This is a genomic window from Frankia sp. KB5 (assembly GCF_002099325.1).
Lineage (GTDB): Bacteria > Actinomycetota > Actinomycetes > Frankiales > Frankiaceae > Frankia > Frankia casuarinae.
On record NZ_MRUJ01000364.1, the window covers coordinates 1 to 2,868 of the forward strand.

The following is a 2,868-nucleotide window of genomic DNA, read 5'->3' on the forward strand; positions in this document are numbered from 1 at the left end:
TACTCAACGTAGCCAATCAAGTGGGGCCATATTTCGATTCCTTGAAATTCAGGTGTCGCACGGTCACACCAGCCAATCCCCTTATCCGATCTGCCTGGCGTTCGTGTTGCCGACGTAGCCGGCCCGGCGGATCTTCGCGCGGGTGGGTTCGATGGACACGGTCGGGCCGTTGACCTGCAGGTTTAGGCTCGCACTAGTGCCGGTTGGGTGCACTCATCAATGTCTACGGAGATCGATACATGCCGTGACCTGCGGCTTGACTACCCATCAGGGCGGTCCGCAACCGGCGAGGCCGATGGCTGCAGTACATCGACCTGCGGCATTGGGTTCGAGTCTTGTTGGGTCGGCACCCAACCATTCTTGATCATAAAGTTCACGCCTCGTCCACCAGCGGGTGTTGCGCGAGTTGTACCGCTCGGCCGCCGTATCACCGGCGTCGTCGCGCCGGGCGCGCTTCCCTCACGGCGATCTCGGAGAGCGAGGAGGATCAGCCCGGGGCGAGGCGCACTGTCCGCTAGCCGACAGTAGTTACTGTCACTCGAACAAAAAGCTAGTCTCGCAGTGTGATTGAGGATCCTTGGGAGCCGCCGGCCGTCCTACTCGCGGTCGACCTCGTGATTCTGACGCTTCGCGGGACGCGCCTACAGGTCCTGCTGGTCGAGCGCGGGATCGAGCCGCACCGGGGTGCGCTCGCGCTCCCAGGCGGCTTCCTCGCACACGCTGAGGAGGGCATCGGCGCGGCGGCGCGGCGGGAGCTTGCCGAGGAGGCGGGCTTGGAGGGCGAGGGCCTGTACCTAGAGCAGCTCGGGGTCTATGGCAAACCCGGGCGGGACCCACGGGGTCGAGTCGTCTCGGTGGCCTACCTCGCTGTCGCACCGCGGCTTCCGGAGCCGGTCGCGGGAACGGACGCCGCGGCTGCATGCTGGCAGCCGACGGAATGCGTGCTATCGGGTGACCTGGCCCTTGGCTTCGACCACCGTCGGATCATCGCGGACGGTGTCGAGCGTGCCCGAACAAAACTCGAACACTCAGCGCTTGCGACCGCATTCTGCGGCCCCGTTTTCACCATCAGCGAGCTACAGGCGGTCTACGAAACCGTCTGGGGAATGCGGCTAGACCCCAGGAACTTCTATCGAAAGGTTCAGAAGGTGGACGGATTCATCGTCCCGACCGGCGGAGAGCAGCGGACGACTGTCGGACGACCCGCCCGCCTGTTCAGAGCCGGGCCGAGCGCCGTTCTGTCGCCGCCGATTACCCGGCCCGTCGACACGGCGAGCGCCGACAGTGCCCCTGTCCAAGAAGGGGAGAAATAATCATGGGAAAAACACACCCGATCGTCGTTTTGACCGCCCTTGACCTGGAGTATCAGGCGGTTCGCGAACATCTGGCGGATGCACGACTGCACCGCCATCCGCAGGGAACCCGCTTCGAGGTAGGCCGGCTGGCCCGCGGCCGGTGCCGGGTGGCGCTTGCACATGTCGGCGTGGGAAACCAGTCGGCCGCGGTACTCGCTGAACGAGCCATAGCCGAGTTCACGCCGGCGGCGCTGCTCTTTGTCGGCGTCGCAGGCGCGCTTCATCGCCATATCGCACTGGGCGACGTCGTGGTGGCCACCCATGTGTACGCCTTCCACGGCGCCACCAACGATGACGAAGGGCTCTGGGGGCGACCACGCACCTGGCCGCTGTCGCACCGGGCCGACCAGATCGCCCGCCACCTCTATCGGACGAGGTCGTGGGCACGACCGTCGGTCGAAGCCGAGTCTCTGCCACAGGTGCACTTCGGGCCGATCGCGGCAGGGGAGGTGGTGCTGAACTCCACCGTGTCCGCTCTGGCCCGCTTGCTGCACGAACGTTACAACGACGCGCTCGCCATCGAGATGGAGGGCGCGGGAGCCAGCCAGGCCGGGTTGCTGAACGACTCGCTGCCAGTGGTTGTAGTCCGCGGCATCAGTGACCACGCCGATGGCACCAAGGAATTGACCGACCGCCAGCTGTGGCAGCAGCGCGCTGTGGCAAACGCCGCTGCGTTCGCCGCAGCGCTGGCCGAGGAACTGTCAACGGACATCGGACGGGTCGATGCCGCGGAACCCAGGATCGGGAGGACACCCATCATGCAGACACCGCACCAGAACATCCGCATCATCGCTTCGGAAGGCGCGCAGGTCGGTGCGCAGACCGGAGTCGTGCACGGTGACGTGCATATCGGCGTCGCCGGTGAGCGCGCTCGGGTCGACCTGCCGACAGCACTCCTCCGCTTCCGCGCTCGTCTGGACGATGCACGCACGGCCGGCGATGTCGATGCTGAGACTTATGCCGCCGCCGAGGCTGAGCTCCGCGAGGCCGACAAAGCACTCCAGGCGGATTCACCCGCTACTCGCGGCGCCCTGCTGATGGCGCTGAAGAAGGTCCGCGGATTGGTCGGCGACGTCGCCGACCTCGCCGCGAAGATCGGCATGGTGATCATGCTCGCTCAAGGCGTGTCGTGATCGACGACTGGCGCCCTTCGCCTGGCTCGGGCGCTCAGCCCAAGCCAGGTTCGTTCTCCAATGAGGCCAGTGGTTCCGCTCACGTCGACATGCAGGCCGGCGTGGTCCACGGCGACGTCTACCTCTACACGATGTCTCCCGATGCCGGGCCGGCCGAGAGGTTCGAATCCGGAGTTCATCACCTGGATGGCGGGATGGCCGATCAGGCCCGAGAACTAATGCGCGAGGCAGTGGTCAGTCCCGGGAGATCCAAGCGGATGCTCTTTCACTGGGTGCTGGCCTTGGTAAGCGGGCGATCGCGGGACGAGCTGTCGAACGAGGAATTCAGGTGGCTACGCGAGCTGCATGCAGAGTCACCCGAGCCGGATCCTGACCACTGG

2 protein-coding genes and 1 pseudogene are annotated in these 2,868 nt (G+C 65.6%); all 3 read left to right on the forward strand.

Annotated elements, in window-relative coordinates:
• The first annotated feature begins 563 nt into the window (after nucleotides 1–563).
• Nucleotides 564–1,313 carry an NUDIX domain-containing protein gene (locus tag KBI5_RS24370; RefSeq protein WP_011435548.1) on the forward strand — a complete coding sequence of 250 codons (750 nt, stop codon included), beginning with the start codon at nucleotides 564–566 and terminating at the stop codon, nucleotides 1,311–1,313.
• Between the two features lie 2 nt (nucleotides 1,314–1,315).
• Complete coding sequence (locus tag KBI5_RS24375; RefSeq protein ID WP_011435547.1) at nucleotides 1,316–2,488, forward strand: 5'-methylthioadenosine/S-adenosylhomocysteine nucleosidase; 1,173 nt, start codon at nucleotides 1,316–1,318, stop codon at nucleotides 2,486–2,488.
• Nucleotides 2,485–2,868, forward strand: a pseudogene (locus KBI5_RS24380) (hypothetical protein); the annotation flags it as partial. The gene KBI5_RS24375 and the pseudogene KBI5_RS24380, both read left to right, overlap by 4 nt.